At 69.5% G+C, this 1,861-nt stretch carries 2 protein-coding genes and 1 pseudogene; 2 read left to right on the top strand and 1 reads right to left on the bottom strand.

Features of this window, described 5'->3' with window-relative positions; genetic code table 11:
- Positions 1–183 (top strand): annotated as a pseudogene (locus tag ACZ5CR_RS44260) (polyprenyl synthetase family protein); the annotation flags it as partial.
- Between the two features lie 48 nt (positions 184–231).
- Here the strand turns inward: ACZ5CR_RS44260 and ACZ5CR_RS44255 are convergent.
- On the bottom strand, positions 232–804 hold the full coding sequence (locus ACZ5CR_RS44255; protein ID WP_468869062.1) for a hypothetical protein: 573 nt from the start codon (positions 802–804) through the stop codon (positions 232–234).
- Between the two features lie 199 nt (positions 805–1,003).
- Between ACZ5CR_RS44255 and ACZ5CR_RS44250 the strand changes: the two genes are divergently transcribed.
- Positions 1,004–1,861, top strand: an 858-nt coding sequence (locus ACZ5CR_RS44250; protein WP_468869058.1) for a CHRD domain-containing protein, incomplete at its 3' end; no start/stop codon positions are given.

Below are 1,861 nucleotides of genomic sequence, written 5' to 3'. Positions count from 1 at the left end.
GACGACGCGCGGCACGCCGAGGCGCTGGCGCGGCTGCGGGTCCACCCGGCCCTGGAGCAGGCCCGCAAGGACACCGTGCGGTTCGCGGAGGAGGCGCGGGACACGCTCGCACCGCTGCGGGACTGCGACGCGAAGACGTCGCTCGTCGAGCTCTGCGATCTGGTGGTGCACCGGGCGGGCTGACGCCCGGGCCGGGCTCGGGGCGGCAGCCGTCAGGAGAGCCGGCGGCCGTCAGTAGCCGTAGCCTCCCGTGCCCCCGGAGTCCTCGTCCTCCGGCTGGTCCGTGGCGCTCTGCGCCTTCGCGCCGGTCGGCGTGACGGCGAACCACGTGCCGTCCACGCCCTGGCCCTGCGCCTCCCGCGGTTCGTCGTCCTTGACGTAGGTGTAGAGCGGCCAGCCGTCGAGGGTGAGCTGCTTGGAGCCGTCGTCGCGCGTGACCGTGCCGACGAGGTCCTTGTCGATGCCCTTGACGGTGACCGTGCCGGGGGCGGGTGTGGCCGGCCAGACCTTGGCGCAGGTGTCGTTGCAGGTGGACTTGGGCGGCTTCGCGGTGTCCTCGTCGAAGCGGTAGAGGACGTACCCCTTGCTGTCGGTGACGACCGTGCCGACGTCGTCGACCTTGGCTGCGGTGAGCGTCGCGGAGTTCTTGGTGTCGCTCCCGCCGTTCTTGTCGCCGCTGTCGCCTCCGCTGTCACCGCAGCCGGACGCGGTGAGTGCGAGGACGGCGGCGCAGGCGGCGGCGTAACCGCTGACGCGCCTGACGCGCCTGACGTGCCGGGATGGGCTGTACCGGGTCGTGGACATGGCGACCCCCTTTGTGATGCCGAGTCATCCCACTGAGGGATACGGATCCGGGTCCCCTTCCACTCGATCCTATGCTGATGTGACGCAGGTCACACACTCGGGCAGAGGTTGGATTGAGTCCAGACTGAGATTCACCGCGTATCCATGCCCAGAAGCTGACGCAGGGGGCGTCAGCTCGGAAACGGGGAGATTTCGGATCATGGGCACTTTCAGTACTCTCGCGCACCACCGCCGGGCCCTGCTCGCCTCCGGCGTCGCCGTCGCCGCATCCGCGGGGGTGGCCTTCGCGACGCTCCCGGCCGCTGCCGCCGACAGCGGTTCCACCAGTGGTCCGATCTTCGTGGCAAGCCTGAACGGCGCGAACGAGGTGCCGGTGCAGGGCGGGCCCGCGGTCGGTGACAAGGACGGCTCGGCGCTCGAGTTCATCCAGGTCAAGGGGGACAAGGTGTCCGTCACGGTCAAGTGGCGCGGCACGGACAGGCCCACCATGCTCCACATCCACCAGGGCGACAGGGGCGCCAACGGCGGGGTCAAGGTCGACTTCACGAAGCTGCTCGACGCGAGCAAGGGCCAGAGCGTGACCGGCACGGTTCAGGTCAAGGACGCCGCCCTGCTGGCGGAGTTGAAGCAGAACCCGGGCGGCTTCTACGCCAACCTGCACACCGCCGAGTTCCCGGGTGGCGCGGTCCGCGGACAGCTCCACACGGTCACCACCGGCTTCGACTTCCGGTTCGCTTCGTCCAACTTCCAGGCCTCGGTGATCGAGGGTCAGCAGATCTACGAGTGCAAGAAGGCCGATGACGGCTCAGGCAAGTTCGCCTTCGCCCAGCGCGACGTCAGCGCGCGGCTCCAGGGGAACATCGCGCACAGCTTCACCGCGCCCAACTCGGGCACCCCGCAGTGGGTGGCCCCCGACGGCAGCGCGGTCACCGGCAAGCTGATCTCCAGGACCCCGAACGGCGACAAGAACATCCCCGAACTCGACCTGGCGGCAACCCAGTCCGGCAAGCCGCACGGACGGCTCTCGCACGTGACGGAGATCCTGCGCCTGAACACG

Source organism: Streptomyces sp. NPDC031274 (assembly GCF_055570235.1).
Note: the sequence above shows the minus strand (reverse complement) of the source record. Positions and strands in the feature narration are given on the sequence as shown.